The organism is Streptomyces clavifer, assembly GCF_036345975.1.
Taxonomy (GTDB): Bacteria; Actinomycetota; Actinomycetes; order Streptomycetales; family Streptomycetaceae; genus Streptomyces; species Streptomyces clavifer.
On the sequence record NZ_CP107793.1, the window covers coordinates 5,714,427 to 5,737,310 of the forward strand.

General features: G+C 71.7%; 14 protein-coding genes. 12 read left to right on the forward strand and 2 right to left on the reverse strand.

Annotated features, from left to right (window positions below):
- Positions 1-25 precede the first annotated feature (25 nt).
- Positions 26-1,087 carry a mannose-binding protein gene (locus tag OG927_RS25085; RefSeq protein WP_056789254.1) on the reverse strand — a complete coding sequence of 354 codons (1,062 nt, stop codon included), beginning with the start codon at positions 1,085-1,087 and terminating at the stop codon, positions 26-28.
- A gap of 538 nt (positions 1,088-1,625) precedes the next feature.
- On the opposite strand from OG927_RS25085, the gene OG927_RS25090 reads away from it, so the two are divergent.
- The 4 genes from OG927_RS25090 to OG927_RS25105 all read left to right on the forward strand — a co-directional run bounded on the left by OG927_RS25090 (position 1,626) and on the right by OG927_RS25105 (position 8,429).
- Positions 1,626-2,453, forward strand: coding sequence for a type VII secretion system-associated protein (locus OG927_RS25090; protein WP_056789795.1), 828 nt, complete (start codon positions 1,626-1,628; stop codon positions 2,451-2,453).
- A complete protein-coding gene (locus tag OG927_RS25095) occupies positions 2,450-3,727 on the forward strand; it encodes a ricin-type beta-trefoil lectin domain protein (RefSeq protein WP_209469579.1) in 1,278 nt (425 codons plus the stop codon). The genes OG927_RS25090 and OG927_RS25095 overlap by 4 nt, the downstream gene beginning before the upstream one ends.
- A gap of 146 nt (positions 3,728-3,873) precedes the next feature.
- On the forward strand, positions 3,874-7,179 hold the full coding sequence (locus tag OG927_RS25100; protein ID WP_056789262.1) for a right-handed parallel beta-helix repeat-containing protein: 3,306 nt from the start codon (positions 3,874-3,876) through the stop codon (positions 7,177-7,179).
- Complete coding sequence (locus OG927_RS25105; protein ID WP_056789264.1) at positions 7,176-8,429, forward strand: S8 family serine peptidase; 1,254 nt, start codon at positions 7,176-7,178, stop codon at positions 8,427-8,429. Before OG927_RS25100 ends, OG927_RS25105 begins: the two co-directional genes overlap by 4 nt.
- Positions 8,430-8,493: 64 nt before the next feature.
- On the opposite strand, the gene eccCa is transcribed toward OG927_RS25105, so the two are convergent.
- Positions 8,494-12,540: a type VII secretion protein EccCa gene (eccCa, locus tag OG927_RS25110; protein WP_242413225.1), complete on the reverse strand. Its 4,047-nt coding sequence runs from the start codon at positions 12,538-12,540 to the stop codon at positions 8,494-8,496.
- Positions 12,541-12,951: 411 nt separating this feature from the next.
- Here eccCa and eccD point away from each other — a divergent pair, with 411 nt between their 5' ends.
- From eccD to OG927_RS25150, 8 genes are all read left to right on the forward strand, one after another.
- Positions 12,952-14,361 carry a type VII secretion integral membrane protein EccD gene (eccD, locus tag OG927_RS25115; protein ID WP_330320811.1) on the forward strand — a complete coding sequence of 470 codons (1,410 nt, stop codon included), beginning with the start codon at positions 12,952-12,954 and terminating at the stop codon, positions 14,359-14,361.
- Positions 14,362-14,406: 45 nt separating this feature from the next.
- Entirely contained in the window at positions 14,407-16,050 is a 1,644-nt protein-coding gene (gene eccB, locus OG927_RS25120; protein ID WP_209469577.1) for a type VII secretion protein EccB, read from the forward strand.
- Between the two features lie 465 nt (positions 16,051-16,515).
- The gene (locus OG927_RS25125) at positions 16,516-16,851 is read left to right on the forward strand and encodes a hypothetical protein (protein ID WP_056789274.1); all 336 of its coding nucleotides are present in this window, start codon (positions 16,516-16,518) and stop codon (positions 16,849-16,851) included.
- Between the two features lie 92 nt (positions 16,852-16,943).
- Positions 16,944-17,252 carry a WXG100 family type VII secretion target gene (locus OG927_RS25130; RefSeq protein WP_056789278.1) on the forward strand — a complete coding sequence of 103 codons (309 nt, stop codon included), beginning with the start codon at positions 16,944-16,946 and terminating at the stop codon, positions 17,250-17,252.
- A 135-nt stretch (positions 17,253-17,387) separates the two neighbouring features.
- Positions 17,388-17,852: a type VII secretion system-associated protein gene (locus OG927_RS25135; RefSeq protein WP_056789281.1), complete on the forward strand. Its 465-nt coding sequence runs from the start codon at positions 17,388-17,390 to the stop codon at positions 17,850-17,852.
- Between the two features lie 127 nt (positions 17,853-17,979).
- The gene (locus OG927_RS25140) at positions 17,980-21,789 is read left to right on the forward strand and encodes an AAWKG family protein (protein WP_330320812.1); all 3,810 of its coding nucleotides are present in this window, start codon (positions 17,980-17,982) and stop codon (positions 21,787-21,789) included.
- Between the two features lie 187 nt (positions 21,790-21,976).
- Positions 21,977-22,432 carry a YbaB/EbfC family nucleoid-associated protein gene (locus OG927_RS25145; RefSeq protein WP_056789284.1) on the forward strand — a complete coding sequence of 152 codons (456 nt, stop codon included), beginning with the start codon at positions 21,977-21,979 and terminating at the stop codon, positions 22,430-22,432.
- A gap of 2 nt (positions 22,433-22,434) precedes the next feature.
- On the forward strand, positions 22,435-22,803 hold the full coding sequence (locus tag OG927_RS25150) for a hypothetical protein (RefSeq protein ID WP_056789287.1): 369 nt from the start codon (positions 22,435-22,437) through the stop codon (positions 22,801-22,803).
- The last annotated feature ends 81 nt before the right edge of the window (positions 22,804-22,884 follow it).

The following is a 22,884-nucleotide window of genomic DNA, read 5'->3' on the forward strand; positions in this document are numbered from 1 at the left end:
CGACAGGGCAGAGGGCGCCGCGGTCTCAGGTCGACCAGACGACATTGCCGTTGTGCACGATGACCACCTTGGCGTCGGCCCGCAGGATCAGCTGGGCGCCCGGGAAGTCGTGGGTCTTCGAGGCCCAGATCGGGCGGTCGTCACCGTTGTGGATGACGAGGTTGCCGTCGTGCTGGAAGATCGCCCGGTGGTTCTGGCCGAAGGTCATGGACGCCCAGATGGGCTTGCCGTGTTCGTTGAGGAGCACGAGGTTGCCGTCGGTCTGCATGACCAGGCGGATGCGGTTGGTGGTCCACGCCTGATTGACCCCGAGAACGCTGGGCGCGGAGAAGGTCACCGTGGTCCAGTCCGGCTTCGGGGCCGGCTTGGGTTTGGGTGTGGACTTGGGCTTCTTCTTCTCGGCCGTAGCGCTCGGCTTCGGTTCCGGCGCGGGAACGACCGGAGCGGGGACGACGGCCTTCGGGGCCTCGACCTTCTTCGGCTTCTCCTTGCTCGGGGAAGGGCTGGGCTTCGCGACCACGTAGTCGTCGGCGGCCACGGGGGCGGAGTTCGGATGGAGGACGGTGTCCGCCCCACCCGCGACCGGCCCCTTCGCGGAGTTGTCGCGCCCGTCGTCGTTCGCGCTCCCGATGAGCAGCAGGGGTATGGCGATCAGGGCGGCGCCGGCGATGGCCGCCCCCGCCAGGACCGGCGTGCGCGGGCGTCCTCTGTCGAGGCCGGTGGCCGTCCGGGTGTCCGGCGCCGTCCCGACGGCCGCCGCCACACCTATGCCCTCCTCGGGCGCCTCGGCGGCACCGGTGGGGGCCGGGGGCTGGGGCGGGGTGACAGCCGTCTCTCCGGCCGGGGCGGTGCCGGACTTCGCACCGGGGGCGGCGGTGGTACCCGCGGCAGGGGTGGTGCCGGACTCCGCCGCGGGGGTGACAGCGGTCTCCCCGGCCGGGTCGCTGCCGGCCTTCACGTCGGGGGCGGCGGCCGGAGCCGGGGCCTTCTCGGGCGGCGCGGTGCCTGGGGCCGGGGGCCCCGCCTCCGGTGCGTCGGGGGCGGCGGCTGCCGCGTTCGCGCCGGGGGTGGGTTGCTGGGGGGACATGCGGTTACTCCTCCTCGGTGACGGAGCTGCCGTTGGCAGCGGTCGGGCCGGGTGAACGCCGGGATCTCAGGGGCGGGCCGCGTCGCAGTGGGCCGTGCCGGCCCGGACCCGCCGCCGGATCCGGACCTCGTCGTCGGACTCCGCGCGACCCGGCGCGGCAGCGGCCGACGGCCGATCCGACACCTTTCCGAGCTGCGAGGAATCCCCGTACGACTCCCGGCGGGGAGGTCCGGGCCGGAGGGAGCCGACTGTACGACGAAGAGGCCTATGGTGGACCCAACTTAGCCCGTCGCGGGGCGTCGACTGCTCGTACGTACCAGAGTTCTCCGTCGCTTTGTCCTCCAGTGCCTCACTGCTACCGGAAAGTTCCCTGTTCGGGCGGTGAACGGGCACGCCGGAGGCCGATACGGGCTCTGCCCGGACCGATTCGGGTGGGGCTCATGTGACATCCTGTTGACTCCCCGATCCGATCGTTCTCGGTGTGCGCGCACGGCGCCGGCACCCGAGAACGCGAACAGACCCAAGAGTTCAGGTGGAGATGCGGCCCGGAGAACGGCAAGAGGTCCGGAACGACGCACAGTTGGTCGTCCCCGATGCCTCGGATCCGCGCGTCGACCCCGGGCCACCGGTCCCGGACAGCACGGCGGACACCGACGTCCCGGGGATACCCGAGGCCGTGATGGACGCTGCCCGCCGGGCGCCGGGGCACTGGATCGGAGTGGTGGATCCGGAGTGGACCGAAGAACGGACACCGCCCGAGTGGGCGGTGCTGGGGGAGTGGCAGTCCGACGAGGGCGGGGGCGTGGGCGAGTACCGCGCCAACCCGGCCTACCGGCCCTCGGCACGCGTCCTCGGCTGGCCGGAGCCCACCGACCCGGTGGACGCGGCGGCACAGCGGGCCGCCACCGGCTACGGCACGGTGGAAGCCGCGGTCGCCGCACTGGCGGAGGCGGACGTCACCGTGATGCGCGGGCCGGACGGCGGACCGCTCACCGCCACCGGGCGGGACGGGGCGCCGGCGGTCCTGTTGTTCACCTCGCCGGCACACGAGTTCATGTCCGCGGCACTGCGCCATGACACCCTGTCCGCACGGGAACTGGCCCGCTCACTGGGAGGGCCCGGCACCATGCTGATGGTCAACGCCGGGGCCGCGGCGCCCCTGCTCGTCCCGGCGGACAGCCTCCTCGGCCCCGTACGCACCACGGGCGACGAGAGGACTTCCGCTGCGGGCGCCTCCGTGGGGGAGGGCGCCGGCGGCCCCTCCGGTACGGCTGACCGGACCGGCGCTCCGGCAATGTCCCCTGCCGCGGACCGCACCGACAGCTCATCCGAACCCAGGCCTCATATGACAGGGAGGACCCCGTGACGCGATCGTCCCAGCAACCCCCCGCCTCTCCGAGGGCTCACACGGAGCCGGCTTCCGAGGGCGAGAAGACGGGTGCGGGCAACGCACCCGACGCCACCACGCAGCCCACCACCACCACGCAGCCCACCACCGCCGAGCGGCCCACCGTCACCGCCGAGCCGGAGTCCGAGCCGGCGGAAGCGCAGACCCGGGCCCGAGAGGCCGGTGCGGAGGCCCCGGAGAGCGTGAAGACGCCCGGCGCGTCAGGGAGCGGGCCCGCGGAGGGCAGCACCACCACCGAGCCCGGGACGTCCGCCGGTGCCGTCCACGCCGAACCCGAGGCCGCGTCCGGCGAGCCGGCGGCCTCCGCGGGCGCCCCGTCCGACCCCGACGCCGACCCCGGTGCCGCCGCGGCCGCCCAGAGCCGGCTGCCCGCGTTCGTGCGGACCATGACCGCGACCGCGATCGGCAAGCCGGAGCAGGAGGCCGGGCCGGTGGGCCGGCCCGGCAGGGCGGTGCTGGCCGGGGCCGCGGTCGCGGGGGCGCTGCTCGTGTCGGTGCCCTTCCTGATACTCGTCGGGAACGACGACAAGGGCCCCGAGCAGCCGTCGGTGGCGGCGGCGGGGACCGTGCTCGACGGGAGCGGGCAGGAGGCGCCGGGTGATTTCGCGGTGACCCCCGCCGAGACCAGCAGTGCCCCGTCCGTCGACAAGAAGAAGAACGCGGACACGCCGGTACCCGAGAAGGCGGCGCAGAAGGTCCCGGCGCCGGACACGGCGAAGGACGTGCCGAAGAAGGCCGCAGAGCAGGAGGGCCGGCCGAAGAAGGAGACCACGGAGAAGGAGAGCGCGGCGAAGAAGTCCGACGTCGCCAAGAAGCAGCCTGCGAAGGCCGCTCCGGCCGTCACCTTCAGTGGCCCCGTCTCCTTCCGCAGTCACCTCTCGGGCCGGTGCATCGACGTACCGGGCCACGACTTCAGCGACGGCAAGGCGCTGCACGTGTGGGACTGCAACGGCGCTCCCGCGCAGAAGTGGCAGTTCGCCTCCGACGGCACCATCCGCATCCAGGGCAAGTGCCTGGACGTGGCCAACGCGAACTTCAGCAACGGCACCCCCATCCAGATCGCCTGGTGCAACGGCAACGCCGCCCAGAAGTTCGCCCTGAACGGCAGTCACGATCTGGTCAACACCGTCGTCGGCATGTGTGTCGACATCGCGGGCGCCAACCGGAACAGCGGGGCAGCGCTGCAGCTGCTGACCTGCACGGGCAACTCCGCCCAGAAGTGGAGCACCTGACCGCACCGCCTCGACGCCGGGAGCACCGCTCCGGGGACCCGTACGCACCGGGGACGAGGCATGATGGCATCGTCGGCTCGCCGACACGCGCCCCCGGCACATGGGGGAGTTCGCAGAAGACGCCGCCGTAGCAAGGAGGTTGGTGCGTGTCGCGCCAGGTACTGTCGGTCGGCCCCGCTGACCGCTTCTCGACGATCGGTGAGGCACTCGCCGCAGCCCGTACCGGAGCGCTCATCAGCGTCCGGCCCGGGACGTACACGGAGAACCTGGTGATCCACACCAGGGTCACCCTCACCGCCGCCGAAGGGCGGGGCACGGTCGAGATCCGGCCACGTTCGGGCAGCGTGATCTCGCTGCGCGCCGACGCCGTGATGCTCTCCGAGCTGACCCTGCGGGGCGGTGACGCCGAGCTGCCGGCCGTGGACGTGCGGCGCGGCCAGGCCGCGTTCGACGGCTGTGAGATCGTCGGCGCCGCCTGGACGGCGATGCTGGCCGGGGGGACGGGTTCCCTCGCGCTGCGGAACTGCCGGGTGAGCAACCCGCAGGGCGCGGGCATAGTGGTGACCTCCACCACGCCCACCACGGTGGAGTCCTGCACGCTCGAACACCTCGGCACCAGCGGTCTGGTCCTCGCCGAGCAGGGCGAGGCCCGCATCCGCGACTGCACGGTGCGCGACGCCCGCGGCAACGGTCTCCTCGCCAACGGGGACACCCGCGGCACCGTCGAGGACTGCGACATCTCCTCCACCGACAAGCCCTCCATCGCCCTGGAAGGGAACTGCGCCGTCTCGGTGGTCCGCACCGTCGTGCACGACACGAGCACCGGCGTGCACCTCAGCAGCACCGGCCGTACGACCCTCGAGGACGTCCGCGTCACCGGTGCGTCCGGGAACGGGATAGCCCTGGCCGGGGGTACCGACCCGGTCCTGAAGCGCTGCCGCGTCTCGCGGGTCCGTGGCCACGGAGTAGTGGTCACCGACCGGGCACGGGGGACCTTCGAGGACTGCTGGGTGGACGGCGCGCAGGGCGCGGCGCTGCGGGTCGCCGGGGCCGCCTCCCCGGCGCTGACCGGTCTGACGGTCCGCGACTGCGACGCGGTCGGACTGCTCCTCGAGGAGGACTCGGCGCCGGAACTGGACCGTCTGGAAGTGATCGGCGGCTCACCCGCGGTCGCGGTGTCCGGCGGTGCCAACCCACTGCTGCGCCGGGCCCGGCTGGTGGAGCCCACCGGTGACGGCATCGCCGCCACCAGGGAGGCCCGGGGCCGCGTCGAGGACTGCGAGATCGTACGGCCGACGGGCGCGGGTGTACGCGTGGCTTCCGGCAGCACGCTCTACATGGCCGGCGGCGGGGTCTCCGACACCGTCACCAGCGGCCTGGTCGTGGAGGACGGCGGCAACGTCACCGTCCGCGACTTCCGCATCGAGATGTCCGGCGAGGAGGGCGTGGTGGTCGCCGGTGGCGGCGAACTGACCGCCAACCGCACCGCCGTGCACGCCCCGAAGGGCCACGGCTTCCTGCTCCATGAGGGTGCGCTCGTGTCGCTCAGCGGCTGCGAGGTCACCGGCGGGGCCCAGGACGGCTTCCGGGTGGAGTCCACCGCGCCGGTCTCGATCGTCAACTGCCTCGCCCGGGAGAACGAGGGCGGTGGTCTGGTGCAGACCGCGCCCGGCGAACGCCTCGCGGTCGAGAACCTGAACAGCACGGGCAACGGCAAGCGCGACGCCTGGGGGACCGGCAGCGCCGAGAACACCGACCCGGCCGGCTCCGGCGCGGCGGACGGGCCCGCGACGGACCGCGCGGACGGCCCGCTCGGCGCCCTCAACGCGCTGATCGGCCTGGAGAACGTCAAGCAGCAGGTGGGCACCCTGGTCAACCTGACCCAGCTCGCCCAGCGCCGTGAACAACTCGGCATGCCCGCACCACCGATGAGCAGGCACCTGGTGTTCGCCGGCCCGCCCGGCACGGGCAAGACCACCGTCGCGCGTCTCTACGGCTCGATCCTGGCCGAGCTGGGGTCGCTTCGCAGCGGGCACCTGGTGGAGGTGTCCCGGGCCGACCTCGTCGCGCAGGTCGTCGGTGGTACGGCCATCAAGACCAGCGAGACCTTCCAGCGGGCGCTCGGTGGCGTGCTGTTCATCGACGAGGCGTACACGCTCACCTCGGACAGCGGCAACGGCGGTGCCGACTTCGGCCGTGAGGCCGTGGACATGCTGCTGAAGCTCATGGAGGACCACCGCGACGACGTGGTGGTGGTCGCGGCCGGCTACTCCCGTGAGATGGAGTCCTTCCTCGGATCGAACCCGGGCCTGGCCTCGCGCTTCTCACGGACCGTGGAGTTCGAGAACTACTCGGTGCCCGACCTCGTCGCGATCATGGAGAGCATGTGCGCGCAGCACCAGTACGAGCTGGGCGAGGGGACGGCGGAGGCCCTGGCCGCGCACTTCGCGGCGATGCCGCGGGACGCCGGCTTCGGCAACGGCCGCGCCGCCCGCGGGGTGTTCGAGGAGATGGTGGACAGACAGGCGGTCCGCCTCTCCGCGCAGCCGCAGGTCAGTGAGCGCGACCTGCGTCTGCTGCTGCCGGACGACGTGTCCGCCACCGCCGCCGCCACGGCCGCGGAGACCGCCGCACCGGACGACGACCCGCTGACCCGCCTCGGTGACATGATCGGGCTGGCCGGGGTCAAGCGTGAGGTCGCCGACCTGGTGAACCTCATCACCACGGCCCGTCACCGGGCCGCTGCCGGGCTGCCGGTGCCCTCGCTCAGCAACCACCTCGTCTTCACCGGTCCGCCGGGCACCGGCAAGACCACCGTCGCCCGCCTCTACGGGGAGGTGCTGACCCAGCTCGGTGTCCTGGAGCGGGGCCAGCTGGTCGAGGCGGCCCGCGCCGACCTCGTCGGCCGCTACATCGGGCACACCGCCCAGCTCACCCGCGAGGTCTTCGAGCGGGCCCGCGGCGGCGTGCTGTTCATCGACGAGGCGTACACCCTGACCCCGCGCGGCAGCGGCGCCGACTTCGGGCAGGAGGCGGTGGACACCCTTCTGAAGCTGATGGAGGACCACCGCGACGAGGTGGTCGTCATCGTCGCCGGCTACACGGACGAGATGGAACGGTTCCTCGCCTCCAACCCGGGCCTCTCCTCCCGGTTCCCGCGCCGGATCGCCTTCGCCGACTACTCGTCCGAGGAACTGGTCACCATCGTGCGCACCCAGGCCGCGAACATGGGCTACGAGTGCGGACCCGGCACCGGCCCGCTGCTCAAGGAGTACTTCGACGCCATGCCCCGGGACCGTTCCTTCGGCAACGCCCGCCTGGCCCGCCAGGTGGTCGAGTCGATGGTCACCCGTCAGGCGGGCAGGCTCAGTTCAGTGGCCGTGCCGACCCTGGACGACCTGCGCATCCTCCTTCCCGCGGACGTCACGGCGGCGCAGGTGGCGCCCCGATGACGCCGCCCGCCCGCGGGGCCGGCCGCCTGCTGTCCGGCGCCGGCCTCGCAGCCGCACTCCTGCTGCCCACGGCCGTTCCGGCCACGGCGCAGCCCCTCGCACGCGTCCCGGCCGCCGACGGGAAGAAGGGCCAGGAGCTGCCCGGTATGCCCTCGGCGCTGGACCCGGAGGCCGAGGAGGTGGTCTGCACACCCGGCTCACGCCAGAAGGCGGAGAAGCAGGACTGGTCGCGCCAGCGCCTCGACCTGGACCGGCTGCACCAGCACAGCACCGGGGCGGGCGTGACGGTCGCGCTTATCGGCACCGGTGTCGCCCCCGACGCGGCCGGTCTCGACGGCCGGGTCACCGCCCAGGGCGAGGCCGAGGACGACTGCGTCGGCCAGGGCACGTTCCTCGCCGGGCTGATCGCGGGGAACGGCGGGGACAGCCCCCGACTGGCCGGAGTCGCACCGGGCGCGAAGATCCTGGCCCTGCGCGGTACCGACCGCCGGGGCCAGGCGAGCTCCGCCCTGGTCGTGGAAGCGCTGCGTGCGGCGACCGAGGCCAAGGCCGAAGTGATCGCCGTTGCGGTGGCCCTGCCGCGCCAGGACGCGGCGCTGAGTAGCGCGGTGGCCGAGGCCCGACGGGAGGGCGCGGTGGTGCTCGCCGCGGCCACCCCGGATCCGCCGTCCCGGATCGGCACCGACGAGATACCGGCGCGCACCTACTGGCCGGCCGGCGAGCCCGGCGTCCTCTCGGTCGCCGACATGCTTCCCGGCGGCACCCGCCCGGACAGCTCCCTGCCCACCGACGGGATCGACCTGGCGGCCCCGGGCGCCGGGGTGGTCTCCGGCGGCCCCAGCGGCGACGGCCACTACCTCGGGGGCGGCGCCGCGGTGGCCACCGCCTACGCCGCGGGGGCGGCGGCGGCGGTCCGTGCCACGCGCCCCGACGACTCGCCCGAGGCCGTCGTGCGCCGTCTGACCTCCACCGCCTACCCCGCCGACATCCCCCAACTGGACGCCTACGCCGCCGTCACCGCGGTCCTGGGCGACTCCGGGACGTCCTCCGGCGCCGAGCGTGCCGCGGATCCCGTGACGGTCCGCGACACCTCGGCCACCGACCGCGCGACCGGCCGCGCCACGCTCTTCGTCCTGATCGGCTCCGCCGGCGTCCTCGCCGCCCTCTGGGCCGGCTTCGCCCTCTCCCGGGCCCGCGCCCGGGGCTGGCGTCCGGCAGGAACGGGAGCGGCGGCGACGGGAACGGAATGAGCTGACGTACGGCAACGGCCCCCTCCCCCGGAAGTCCGGGTGAGGGGGCCGTTCCCGTGTTCGCTCAGTCCTGCTGCCCCTGGACCTCCTCGACCAGCGCCGTCTGCATCAGCCGCGGCTTGCGGCGGGCGATGTGGAGGGCACGGCCCGGCGGGAGGTTGAGGGGCTTGGCGTTGCCGAAGAGACGGCCCTCCGTGGGCGGGCAGGAGAGCAGGACGGCGGGGTTGTTGGCCTCGTCGAGGCGGCGGATGAGAGCGTCGCTCAGGCCGCGGCCCGCGCCCATGGCGCTGCGGGCGACGATGAGGTGCAGGCCCATCTCGAATCCGAGGGTCAGATTCTCGAAGAGCGGCTCGAAGGGGCTCTGGAAGGAGTTGCCGGAGACCATGTCGTAGTCGTCGACCAGGACGAAGAGACGCGGGCCGGTCCACCAGTCGCACCGGCGCATGCGGGACGGTGCGATGTCCGCTCCGGGGACGCGGGTCTTCATGGCGCGGGCCGCGCCCTCGATGGTGTCCTTCAGGTTGTCCAGCGAGATCACGTGCCCGAGGCGGTACTCCTCGGGGATCGCGTCCACCAGGGTGCGGCGGTAGTCCACCGCGATGATCTTCGCCTCCTCCGGGGCGTACCGGGCGGTGATCCCCTTGGTGATGCTGCGCAGCAGGTTGGTCTTGCCGCTCTCCGTGTCGCCGACCACGATCAGGTGCGGAGTCCGGCTGAAGTCGTGCCAGACCGGTTCCAGGGCGTCCTGGTCGATGCCGAGCGCGAGGCGCATGCCGCCGCCCTCGGTGGGTTCCGGCGCGGGGAGTTCCGCGAGCGGGAGCCGGTGCGGCAGCATCCGGACCTGAGGGGCGGGTGTGCCCTGCCAGTGCCGGGCGACCTCGGCGACCAGATGGGCGACGCCGTCGCCGAGGTCTTCGAGCGAACCGCTGCCGTCCAGCCGGGGGAGACCGGCGAGGAAGTGCATCTTGCTGTCGGCGGTGATGCCCCGGCCGCCGCTGCGCGGCACCGAACGCGCCTTGCGGGTGTCGATCTCGGAGTCCATCGGGTCACCCATCCGCAGTTCGAGGCGGGTGGCCGCCTGGTCACGGACCTGGGCGGACAGCTCCACCCACCGTGTGGTGGTGATGATGAGGTGGATGCCGTAGTTGAGGCCCCGGGCGGCGAGCTCGTTGAACTTCGGGATCAGGTCGTCGTAGTCCTGCCGGACCGTGGACCAGCCGTCGACCACCATGAACACGTCGCCGAAGGGCTCGTCGGGGAACTCCCCGGCGGCCCGGCGGCGCCGGTAGGACTGCATCGAGTCGAGGGTGTGGTCCACGAAGAACTGTTCGCGGCGGGCGAGCAGCGTCATCACCTCGGCGACGGCCCGGTGCACCCGCTCCGGGTTGAGCCGCGCCGCGACGCCGCCGACGTGCGGAAGGGCGGCGAGCTGCGAGAGGCCGCCGCCGCCGAAGTCGAGGCAGTAGAACTGGATCTCGGCCGGGGTGTGGGTGAGGGCGAGGGCGGCGATCAGGGTGCGGGCGAGGGTGGACTTGCCACTCTGCGAACCGCCCGCGACGGCGACGTGGCCACCGGCTCCGGAGAGGTCCACGACCAGGGGGTCGCGGCGCTGGTCGAAGGGCTTGTCCACGAGGCCCACCGGGACCCGCAGCCTGCCGGTGCCGGACCAGCCCGATGCGATGAGGCCGCGCTCCGGGTCGGGAGCGATACCGGGCAGCAGGGCGTCCAGCGGCGAAGGCTCGTCCAGCGGCGGCAGCCACACCTGGTGGGCGGCGGGGCCGGAGTCGCGCAGCCGGTCGAGGGCCACGTCGAGCAGGGCCTCCTCGTCGCCGGCCTCCTCGGGCTCCGGCTCGGGAGCGGGTTCCAGGGTGCGCGGAACCACCCATCCACTGGTCCACGGCACCACCTGGCTGGCCACCCGGGCGCGCACCACGGCGCCGGTACGGCGGCGGTAGGTGCCCGACGAGTAGGCGGCGCGGAACCGGGTCAGGGCCTCCACGCCGGACTTCAGGTAGCCGCTGCCGGGCTGGGCCGGCAGCTCGTAGGCGTCCGGGACGCCGAGCACGCCGCGGCTCTCCATGGCGGAGAAGGTGCGCAGGCCGATGCGGTACGAGAGGTGGCTCTCCAGCTGGTGCATACGGCCCTCGTCCAGGCGCTGCGAGGCGAGCAGCAGGTGCACCCCGAGGGAGCGGCCGAGCCGGCCGATCATCACGAACAGGTCCATGAACTCCCGGTGTGCGGACAGCAGCTCGCTGAACTCGTCGACCACCACGAACAGGCTGGGCAGCGGGGCGAGCTCCGCCCCGGCGGCACGGGCCCGCTCGTACTCCAGGGCGGAGGTGTAGTTGCCGGCGGAACGCAGCAGTTCCTGGCGGCGGATGAGTTCACCGTGCAGGGCGTCCTGCATACGTTCGACCAGGGCGACCTCGTCGGCGAGGTTGGTGATGACGGCCGAGGTGTGCGGGAGCTCCTCCAGGCCGAGGAAGGTGGCGCCGCCCTTGAAGTCGACCAGGATGAAGTTGAGGGTCTCGGAGGAGTTGGTCAGGGCGAGGCCGAGGACGAGGGTGCGCAGGAGCTCGCTCTTGCCGGAGCCGGTGGCGCCGATGAGCATGCCGTGCGGGCCCATGCCGCCCTGCGCGGACTCCTTGATGTCCAGGTCCACCGGCCGGCCGTCCACGCCGACGGCGATCGGCACCCGCAGCCGGGTGGAGCCGGTGTGCCGGTTGAAGAGGGTGTGCGGGTCGTGCCGGTGCAGGTCGGGGATGCCTAGCAGCGTGGTCAGCTCGACGTCGTTGTCCAGCGGCTGCGCGATGTCGGTGCCCAGACTCATCCGGCGGGAGGTGAGCAGCCGGGCCAGGGACTCCGCGCCGAGGGGCCCGAGCCGGTCCGGCCGGCCCAGCGGTACGGTGCGCTCCTTGCGGCTGCGGTCGGTGCGCACCAGGTTCACCCGGTCCGGCCCGACGGTCAGCCGCAGGGTGTTGCGGCCGGGCCGCCAGCGCAGCGCACCGGACACGTCGAGGGTCAGGGCGTTGCGGTAGCCGTGCCCCTCCCAGCGGTGGCCCTCGGGAACGGTGACGCCGTCCAGGACGACGATCGTGTACGGCTCGTCACGGCCGGGGCGGGCGTCCGGATCGAAGCCGGGGCGCTCGGCGAACTCCGCACCGAGCAGGTCGTCGAGCTCGGTGAGGTCGGAGGTGATCCGGCGGGCCTGGCCGGCGCCGTCCTCCTCGTGCGGGTCCAGCGAGTGCGGCAGCCACTTGACCCACTCCCAGTCGGGCCGCCGCTCGTCGCTGACGCAGAGGGCTATCCACAGCTCCTCGGGCGCGTGGAACACCGCGAGCTGCCCGATCACGGCACGCACCAGGGCGCGCACCGATTCGGTGCCGGGGCCCTCGACCGGATTCTCGCCGGCCTCCCCGGACTCGGCACCCTCCCCTTCGGATGCCTCCTCCGGGCGCAGCATGATCCGGGCCGAGGAGCGCAGGTACAGGCCGAGGGGCTGGTCGGGGATGGTGGAGTAGGCGCGGACGAAGCGGCGCAGGGCGTGCGCGCAGAGGGGCTCGAGGTCTTCCACCGGGCGGGTGGAGACCGGGTTCAGGGTGAGGGCGAGCTGCTGCTCGCCCACCGCGATGCGGACCTCGCCGAAGTCCTCGTCGGCCGGGCGGCGCTCCCACAGCCGTGAGGTGCGGGCCAGCGAGCGGAGCGACGAGGGCTCCGGGTGGCGCCAGGCGAGCGCCCGCTGCTGTTCCGTGATGGTGGAGCGCACCCGCTTGCGGGTCTGCGCCAGGTAGCGCAGGTAGTCGCGGCGTTCACCCTTCAGGCGCTGCTTGCGCTCGCTGGAGCGACGCATGAGCTGGCCCAGCAGCATGGCACCGGCGGAGAGCGCCATGACGCCCATCGCCAGGTACATGAAGACGCCGTTCCCGCCTCCGGGGCGCAGGAACATCAGCATCATCGACACCGACATCAGTGCCATCGGCAGGTAGGTCCAGATCGCCGAGGTGTCGGGCACCGCCTCGGCGAGGACCGGCGGCTCCTGGAGGGTCAATTGCCCCTCGGGCATCTCCGGCCCGCGCCTGCGGGCCGGGCGGCGAAAAAGCACGACACTCAAGGAACAGAACCTCCGGTTCACTGACGTTGCGGCCCGCGCCGAATTTCCGGCGCACCCGGTGGTGGGGAAAGGCCGCATCGCGCTCATTCTCCCGCGTCCCGCGTGATGCGGTGAACGCCGGATGAATGTTTCGAGCGGATAGCGGGCGACGGCCAACTTCCGTGCTGACCAACCACATACCGGATATATGGAGCCCGGTCCCGCAGCACGACCCGGTGGCCGTAGGCAGTAGTGTGCATTCACGGAACGCGGCCTGTCCACGCGGGAGGGGTGGCCGCCGGGCCGGCGGAGACAATTCCCCCGCCCGGCCCCCCGGTTCATGGCCGGGCGGACTTTCCGTACTGTTCGCACATCCCCTCTCGCGGGGGAAGTCTCCTGTCAAAGCCTCCACGGAAGACGAGAGTTCTGCTGATGACCGACAGTGCCGTGGCCGAATCGTGCCGCCTGACCGTACGTGCGCCGAGCGTCAGCGTCGATCTGGCCGTGCCCGCCGACGTACCGGTCGCCGACCTCCTGCCCACGCTGCTGCGCTATGTCGGCGAGGACGCGGAGGAAGCCGGCCTGGACCACGCCGGATGGGTGCTCCAGCGGCTCGGTGACGCCCCGCTCGACGAGGAGACCACCCTGGCCCGCGCGGGGCTGGCCGACGGTGCCGTGCTCTACCTGCGCCCGCACACCGAGGCGCTGCCCGAGGCGCGGCTCGACGACCTGGTCGACGGGATAGCCGAGACCGTGGGCCGGCGGCTGCACACGTGGTCCCCCGCGGCGGCCCGCGGTCTGCTGGTCGGCACCGCGGTGGCCACCGTGGTGACCGCCCTCGTGCTCGTCTTCTGGCCGGGTGTGACCACCGGCTCCGGCGGTTCCCGGGCGGCCCTGGCGGCCGTGGTCGGGCTGCTCCTGCTCGCGGGCGCGGGCTCCGCCAGCCGCGCGGTCGGCGACCGCGTCTCCGCGACCGCGCTCGGCCTGCTGGTCGCACCGTGCCTGGCGGTCGTCGGGTGGGTGCTGCCCGGCGGAGACCTGACCGGCCCCGACGCGGCCCAGGTCGTGGGCGCGCGACTCCTGGCAGCGGGCGCCGCGGGCGCGGGCGGCGCGATCCTCGCGCTCGCCGCCACCGCGGTCGGCGCTCCGGCCCTGCTGGCCACCGCGATGGTGTCGGTGGCCACCGCCATCACCGGAACCCTCATGGGGTACTCGGACCTGAGCGTGCCGGCCGCGGTCGCGGTCGTGGCCACGGTGATCGTCCTGGCAGCCGGTGCGGTGGCACCGTTCGCCTTCAAGCTCGCCGGAATGCGCATGCCGTCGCTGCCGTCCTCCGCGGCCCAGCTCCAGGAGGGCATCGACCCCTACGCGGGCGACGAGGTCGCCGCCCGCACCGAACTGGCCGGGCGCTGGGTCACCGCGCTGTTCGCCGCCACCGGCGCCATCGTCGCGGCAGCCCTGGTCGTCCTCGCCGAGAACGCGGACCTGCCCGAGGTGCTGACCGGGCTCGCTCTGAGCCTGCTGCTGCTCCTGCACAGCCGGGGCCTGGTGCACATCGGGCAGCGGCTGACCCTGGCGGTGCCTGGGGTCCTTGGACTGCTGCTGATGGCCCGTGCCTGGGCGATGGACAGCGACGCGGACGGCCGTGTGGTGGTCTTCGGGGTGCTGCTCGCCGCGGCGGCGGGACTCGTGACCGCCTCCTGGACGGTGCCCGGCCGCCGGGTGCTGCCGTACTGGGGCCGTGCGGCGGAGCTGCTGCACACCGCCCTCGCCGTCGCACTGCTGCCGCTCAGCCTGTGGGTGGCGGGTCTCTTCGGCTGGCTGCGCGGCCTGTTCGGCTGAGAGCAGCCGTACGCCGTTCCATGCACAACGAGTTGAGGAGAGGCAGTGCAGTCCAAGCGCGACCAGGTACAGGCCCACGGTTTCATGATGGGCAGGCTCAGCTCGGGCCTGCTGACGGCCGACCCGGACGCCCCGGAGAGCCCGCTGGGACGCACCACCCGAGGCGTGGTCTTCGGTGTGCTGGTGACCGTCCTGATCGGTGCGTGCGCGACCGTGTACGGGTTGCTCCGCCCCGGCGGCAACGACGGCTGGCGTGACGGGAGGCACCTGGTGGTCAACCGCGACACCGGTGCCCGGTATCTGTGGACCGGCACCGACGGCGTGCTGCACCCGGTACGCAACTACGCCTCGGCACGGCTGATCGGCGGCGCCGACCTCAAGACCGTGGACGTCGCCACCGGCTCGCTGCAGGACGTCCCCGTGGGGTCGCCGGCCGGCATCCCCGGCGCACCGGACTCCCTGCCCGGGGCCGGTCAGCTCGACGACGGTGCCTGGCACATGTGCGTCACCGGGCCGGAGGGGGCGGTGCCCAGCACGACCGGTGTCGTGGCGGGCACCGGAGTGGAGGAGCCGGGGGCCACCACCGTGGTCGTCGGGGCGAAGCTGGACTCCCGCGGCGTCGGCGGTGACCGGGGCGTGCTCGTGCGCGGCCCGGACCGTTCCGAATACCTCGTGTGGAGGGGCAGCAGGCTGGCGCTGGACCGCGCCTCCGACGCCCGCAACGCTCTCGGGTACGGCTCCGAGCAGCCGATGCCGGTCTCGGCGGCCTTCCTCGACGCACTGGCCCCCGGACCCGCCCTCGCACCACCCGAGGTCCCGGGGCGCGGCGGGGAGGGCCCGGTGCTCGGCGGTGAAGCCAGCACGATCGGTCAGCTGTTCACGGTCAGCGTGCCCGGTGGCGGCAGCACCTACCACCTGCTGCGCAAGGACGGCCTGGTGCCGGTGACCCGGCTCGGTGCCGCGCTGGTGCTGGGCGACCCGGCCACCCAGAAGGACGCCTACCAGGGGAAGTCGCCCGAGGCGCGTGCGGTCGGCGCCGACGCGCTGCGCACGCACCGGGCGGAGAAGGCGGACCCGGCAGGGTCCGCGGAACTGCCGGAGACGCCGCCGGTCCCGCAGTCGGTGCCGCGCGGTACCGCGCTCTGCGCGCAGGTGGACGGCGGCGACGGCGGCGCCCGGATCGGGTCGGTGCTCGTCCCGCTGACCGGGCTCGGCCCGGTAGCGGTGTCCGAGGGAACCGCCCGGCCCCTGACTCCGGCGTGCGTCCGGACGGACGCCACGGTGGTACGGCCCGGACACGGTGCCCTCGTCAGGGCCCTCAACGCGAGCGGCGCCGCGCACGCGGGGACCACGTATCTCGTGGCGGAGAACGGCGTGAAGTACCGGGTTTCGGCCAAGGACTCCCTGTCGGCGCTGGGTTATGCCGAGGGAGACATCGGCTCGGTCCCCGCGCCGCTGCTGGCGGCCCTCCCGACCGGCGCCGACCTGGACCCGGCCGCCGCCTCGGGCGCCGCGGAGCCCAAGGTCACGGCCCCGCAGTGCGGTTCCGGTGAGCGGTCGGGAGAGGCCGGCGAGAAGGCCGGGGAGAAGGGCGAGGGGAAGGAGAAGCCCGACGAGGAGGCCGACGGGGACACGGCGGACGGTGCGGCCACGGAGGGCGCGGCCGATACGGCCGGCTCCACCCTCTGATTCCGGCAAAAACCGCATACGGCGCCAAGCAAAGTGAAGACGGACCCGGGCGTGACTTTATGCTGAACTCTCGTAGCGCTGAGCTCGATTCAGCATGCATCGAGCGCGCCGGGAAAGCTCAGAATTAGCTCAAATCTTTTGGCTGACCGCCTTCGCGGGGCCCGGCCCACGGGCGTGCCCGTTTCATCGGAAACGGACCGCCCCGGTGACCGTTTTCGCTGGATGGCCGCCCGTTTGCTGACCGCATCGCGTCGTGGCGGGGAGCGGTGCCCCGTGGCTCCGGCCGACTGGGTGGGCAGCATTCATTTCGCGGAAACATTGGGACAACTCCATTGCTGCGCAGGGGTTCCGGTGAGCTGACCTATGCTCAAATCTTTCCTGCATACGTTGCGCCGGGCAGTGGATTCTCTTTAGCCTCAGCGGGCAACGGTGCGAGGAGACTCGCGTGATCGAAGGGAGCGTGACGTGGCGGACACTGGCGCAAGGAAAGCGGACTATGCCAAGGGCTTGGGAGGTGTCTCCTCCCTGGAGTCGGCCCGGGCCGCGGTCGAGAAGATCCAGAACAACGTGGCCGAGGTCGCGGCGCGTTCGGGCGTCGGCGGTGACGAGGGCCAGGCTCTGCTGAAGCTCTTCCGCAGCTGGAACTCCGAGGCGCAGAAGGTCGTCGTCCAGATCAGCAAGATGATCGACGCGCTCCAGGAGAACGTGACCTCGGCAGACCGCCTGGCGAAGGAGAACCAGGACCTGACCGAGGTGCTCAACAGCAAGACCAGTCAGGGCGTCTTCGAAGCGCTGCGCTGACCCACCCCCTGCGGCACCCCGGCCCCCTCAGGGGAGGCCGGAGTCCGTGAGCTTCCCGGGCCACGGCGCCCGGCCCCCCGAGAGGAGATGTCATGGCTGACGGCATCATCGATGTGCAGTACTCCACGGTCCGCAACGCGATCGAGGAGCTGAAGGGCCAGACCCAGCAGATCATCACCACCCTCAACAACCTCGAGGACGAGCTGAAGCCGCTCGTGCTGTCCTGGGAGGGTGACGACCAGGCGATGTACCGCGGCGTCCAGGCGGAGTGGGACCAGGCCACCAAGAACATGGCCCTGCTCCTCGGCGACAGCGGTGAGCTGGTCCAGAGCATCCACGACAACCACTCCCGTGACGAGCGCCGAAGCGCTGACAACTGGGGCAATGTGCGGGCTCGCTGAGGTCTTCCGTCCGGATCGTGCCGGGGCACCGCGCCCCCGGCACGATCCGAGCGGCAGTTCCCCCGGGCCGGCCGGACTCCTCTTCGTCCGGCCGGCCCGTGTTCCGTCCGGTACCGAGCGGCAGGAGGACGTCCCATGGCTGGTGAGAAGGCCGACGTCAAGCATTTCGACCTCAAGCAGATGGAGAACTTCCGGGACAACGAAGTGCAGCCGGTGTACACGAAGGCGAAGAAGCACCGGGAGGACGGCGACGCGCCCCACAGCCGGCCGCTGGGCGACCTCATCGACGGGCACACCAGCGCGGACAACCTCATCCAGGGTCAGCAACTCCTGCGCATCGGCAAGATGACCACCGAGACCCTGGTCTCCGGACCCAAGCTGATCGAGGGCGTCCGCACCGCGGCCGAGGCCATCGACAAGCTGCTGGGTGACCAGATGGAACTCTTCAAAGAGCTGAAGGAAGCGCTCACCGACACCATCGAAGAGGCCAACAAGACCAAGGACAAGAACCTCAACGCCATCGACGCGCAGACGCTGCTGCAGACCTTCGACGAGGTCGACACGCTGACCAGCGGATCCACGGAGACGACAGGTACCTGATCCTGTGCCGTGTGCGACGGCGGCGCCCCGGCCGCCCCGCACACACATGTGAGAGACACCCGGCCGCACGTCCACGGGAAGGGGCGGTGCGCCGGCGCGGACGACAACCGACCAGAAAGGGTGCCCGGTGCCCGATCAGTACGATCCCAACTCCGTCGCCAACGTCGACAAGTACGAGAAGGTCGGCGGAGCGTCGGCCGACACCTGGGCCGCCCTGGTCACCCACATCACCGGCTACCCGGTGCCGGACCGCGCCACCATCTTCGACAAGCTCCGCTCCGACCACGGCGGCAAGCTCTTCCGGATGGACATCAAGGAGCGCAGCCTCAGCCTGCTCGTCAAGGACTCCGGCTTCCTGCAGAACAAGGGCCAGGACTACGACATCTGGTTCTTCGACAGCGGCAAGAAGCGCTCCATCATGCAGGCCCGCATCGTCTTCGAGGGGCGGGTGAAGGCCGGTGAGGAGATCATCTTCGCCGGTACCGACTCCGACGACGTGAAGAACGTGGACGTCCGGGAAGGCAACGAGTTCACGGACTACAACAAAGACAAGATGAGCACCATCCCGCTCGCCCAGTACATGAACGGGCCGCGGGCGGCGCTCCTCGAGCTGCTGACGGGCGGCACGCAGAACGCACGCTTCAGCAACCTCGGTGTGGCCGAGGAAGCCGTGGTGGACCTGAACTCCTTCAACCAGACCGGCGACTCCTTCGACTTCGCGGCCAAGTTCTTCAAGGACCAGGCACCGGTGCTCAAGGACTGGGAGGACCGCTTCGGCCGGGAGGACGCCAGCTGGAAGGGTGAGGCTGCTGAGGTCTTCCGCAGCCTGCTGAAGAAGGTCCGCGAGAACTACGACGCCTATGTCGAGACCTTCAACTCCTCGGCCGGCACGGGGAACGAGACCGCGACGGGCAACACGGTGTACTCGCGCGCGCTGTCCCTGGGCCGCTCGTACCTCGTGGACGCAGCCAACACACTGCTGGCGGCATGGCTGGAGTGGGCCAAGTCCCCGTACTACGACCCGCACCGGGTGCTGCGCTACGTCCTGGACGACCTCGCCCAGTGGGTGGACACGGAGAACGTGGCCAAGACGGACATCAAGTCCTACACGAGCCGGTACATGACGACCGTCTCCCACAGCCCGCAGGGCGGCTTCTCCCAGGTGCACCCCGAGTACGGGGACCTCACCGACATCGCCAACTGGGCGAAGGTCGGCGACAAGGCGGTCGAGATCTGGAGCAAGGGCGTCGACGAACTCCTGGTCACCCCCGCCCGCGGGGTGCAGTCGACGCTGAACAACCACTTCCTGGACCTGGGCAAGGACTTCGCCGACAACGTACCCAAGCCGAAGTCGACCGGCACGGCCTCGGAGGAGTACGAGAAGAAGAAGCTCGAGGAGGAGAAGGAGGAGATCAAGCGGCAGAACGAGGAGAACAAGAAGTACCAGGACGAGCTGCGCGAGGAACAGAGAAAGCAGCGCGAAGAGGACAAGAAGTACCAGGACGAGCTGCGCGAGGAGCAGGAGCGGCAGCGCGAGGAAGACAAGAAGTACGCGGACGAGCTGCGCGAGGAACAGAACAAGCAGCGCGAAGAGGACAAGAAGTACCAGGACGAGCTGCGAGAGGAACAGCGGCGCGAACAGGAGGAGGCCAAGAACCTCCAGGACGAGCTGCGGAACGAGCAGAACCAGCAGCGCGACGAGGACAAGAAGTACGCGGACGAGCTGCGCGAGGAACAGCGACGGGAGCAGGAGGAGGCCAAGCGCGAGGCCGAGGAGCAGCAGAAGTCCATCGAGGAGAGCCTCGGCGGCATCAACGATCCCAACGCGCTCAACGAGCAGAACCTCAACGACCTGCTGAACATCCCGGTCACCGAGAGCAACGGCGACCTCGGCAACCTCAACAACCCGGGCGGCAACGGCGACCTGGACAACGTGATCACCGAGGAGCTCGGCAACCTCGGCGACGTGAACAACCAGCAGTCGTCCGCGGCATTCCCGCCCCCCGTCAGCCAGAACCTCGGCAACCTCGGCGGCCTGAACAACGGCCCGGGCGGCACGAAGAACGCCACCGACGCGGCCAACGAGGCGATCACCCAGGAGCTGGGCAACCTCGGTGGCCTGAACAGTGGCGAGCGGCCGAGCCTGGAGACCCCGACCGGGGGCAGTACGCAGCTCGGCGGCGGCGAGCTCACCACCGACTTCCCGGACGGCAGCAGCACGTCCTTCGACCCGGACAGCGGACTGCTCACCACCACGCACCCGGACGGCAGTGTCACGACGCAGGACCTGGGCGAGGGCATCCGCGTCACCAACCCGGACGGGTCGGTGACCTCGCTCGGCGACGACGGCAAGCTGACCACCACCTTCCCGGACGGCACCACCCAGGTCGTCGACCCGACGACCGGTCAGGCCGTCACCACCGACCCCGACGGCACCGTCACGACCGAGAACCTCGGCAACCTCGGCGGTCTCAACACGGGCAACGGCGGCCTCGGAGACCTCGGGGACCTCAACTCCCAGCTGCCCACCGACTCGATCGGTGACCTGGGCAACCTCGGTGACCTGAACAGTGGCGAGCGGCCGAGCCTGGAGACCCCGACCGGGGGCAGTACGCAGCTCGGCGGCGGCGAGCTCACCACCGACTTCCCGGACGGCAGCAGCACGTCCTTCGACCCGGACAGCGGACTGCTCACCACCACGAGCCCGGACGGCAGTGTCACGACGCAGGACCTGGGTGAAGGCATCCGCGTCACCAACCCGGACGGGTCGGTGACCTCGCTCGGCGACGACGGCAAGCTGACCACCACCTTCCCGGACGGTACGAAGCAGGTCGTCGACCCGGCGACCGGTCAGGCCGTCACCACCGACCCCGACGGCACCGTCACGACCGAGAACCTCGGCAACCTCGGCGATCTGAACACGGGCAACGGCGGTCTGGGCGACCTGGGCGACCTCTCGAGCCTGGACGGTCTGGAGACCCCGACGGGCGGGCAGACCGGGCTCGTCGACGGTGACTTCGCCACCATGTTCGCGGACGGTGGCTCGACCTCCTTCGATCCGGAGAGCGGGATGTTCACCAGTACCGCCGCGGACGGCTCCACCGTCGAGACAGACCTCACCCACGGGGCGAGGGTGAACAACCCCGACGGCTCCACGACGTTCCTGGACAACGGCAAGCTGACCACCACCTTCCCGGACGGCTCCACCCAGGTCATCGACCCGGACACCGGCGTCGCCACGGTCACCGACCCGCAGGGCAGGACCGAGACGGTGGACCTGAAGGACCTCAACCTGCCCGTCAGGACGGACAGCTCGGGCATCCTCGACGGGCTGGGCAGCCTCGGCGATCTCGGTGGCCTCGGCGGGGGTGGCGGCGGCGACGGCACCACCAGCCGCGACGTACCGTTCTCCGAGCTGGGCCTCGGCGGTGGCCAGGCGACCGCCGGTGCGTCCGGCGGCGGCATCCCGGGTGGCTCCGTGTCCCTGGACGGCATCGGCGCGAACGGAGTCGCCCCCCTCTCCGACAGTGTCACCGCGGGCGCGGGAAGCCCGCTCACCGCCGCCACGGGCGGCTCCGGGGGCACCCCCGGAGCGCCGGGAATGCCCGGCAGCCCCGGCATGCCGATGGGCGGCGGCATGGGCGGTATGGGCGGGGGCGGCGAGAAGGGGAACGGCGAGCGGGTGCGTTCCGTCCTGGTCGACGCGGCCGAGGAGAGCGAGCGCCGCAACCGTCGCCGGCGCAGCCCGTGGAACAGGCAGGAGGACAGCGACACCTTCCTGTCCCCGGCCTCCCGGGTGACGACCACCGGAGGCGACGCCCCCCAGGAGGAGGCGGATCAGAGCGGCAGGCCCGTCACGTCCGCCGACTACCTCGAGGAGGACGCGGACGTGTGGGGTACCGAGGAGGGCGGCACCCCGGCCGTCATCGGCCGGTGATCCGCGGCCGGTCGCGCCGCGCCGACGCGTGGAGACGCACACGACCCACCCCGGCTTCCGCAGCGGTGTCCACACCAGGCAAGATCATCGGAGTAGTCGACGGACCGGAGACCGTGACCGGACACACTGTCCGGACGCACGGGCGGCCGGATGTGCGGGAAGACCGACGGAGAAGGAGGGAGTGGGCGTGACGGAACCACTGGAGAAGCGCCTGGAGAAGGCCATGGTCGAACTGCAGGCGGCCCAGGAAGCGGTCGCGCGCACCGAGCGCGAGCTGCGGACCGCGTCGTTCACGGCGCTCTCCTCCGACCGCGCGGTCCGTGCCACCGCGGGCCCGCAGGGCGAGCTGAGCGGCATCGAGTTCCTGGAGAACAAGTACCGCGACATGTCTCCCCAGGAGCTGGCCGCCAGCGTCCTGGAGGCGGCCGGTGCGGCGCGCCTGAAGATGAACCGGCACGTGATGAAGGCGATGGCGCCCTTCACCGAGCCCAGCAGCAACGTTCCGGAGCTGAAGGGCTTCGAGATGGACTGGGAGCGCATCTTCGGCCCCGAGGTGCTGCGCGACGACGCCGAGGACACGGCACGCGGTGGCCAGGCCACTCCCGGCTGGCGGGACGCGATCGGCGAAGAGGGAGAGGACTGACGATGGGACAGCGGTACTACGTAGACCCGAATCGCATCGAGGCCCTGGCCAAGCAGCTGGAGGAGATCGGCACCCTGACCAGGAGCATGACCGAGGAGTTCCTCGACGAGCTGGCACCCACCGTGAGCTGGCCGGGCACGGAGGGCGAGTTCGCGGAGAAGGCCAAGCCGCAGGAGCAGAAGGAGCGGCAGACCACCAAGGACACCATGCTGTCCATCCGCGACGCGCTGGTGGGCATCACCGACGCCACGGTCGGGCAGGTCCGCATGATGAAGGACACCCGCGACCGCAACATCGAGAGCGTCGAGCAGGGCACCAACCGCATCAACACCGATGGACTCGACGGCCCGGGCGGGCATGGCCGCCGCTGACCTCCGCGCCGCAGGCCGCTCCCGCACCACGCCGGGAGCGGCCGCTCCGTCCTGCCCGCGCGGGCTCCGGGGCGGCACCCG